General features: G+C 65.6%; 1 pseudogene. It reads left to right on the top strand.

The features are described from left to right. Positions 1-212: pseudogene (locus ACPYOM_RS23720) on the top strand (hypothetical protein); the annotation flags it as partial.

Genomic DNA, 212 nt, shown 5'->3' on the forward strand with positions numbered 1-212 from the left:
TCCGTCGTCGGCAGCGTCAGATGTGTATAAGAGACAGCCACTACGAGCCGAACGGGGGCTACGGGCACCCGGACCACCGCAAGGTGCACGAGGTCGAAGAGCGGTCGCGGGATGCGCAGGAACTGTCTCTTATACACATCTCCGAGCCCACGAGACGCGTAGTAATCGGGGGGGGAGGGTTGTTGTTTGGGGGGGGGGGGGGGGGGGGGGGG

The organism is Monashia sp. HAY1-2A, from assembly GCF_056755315.1.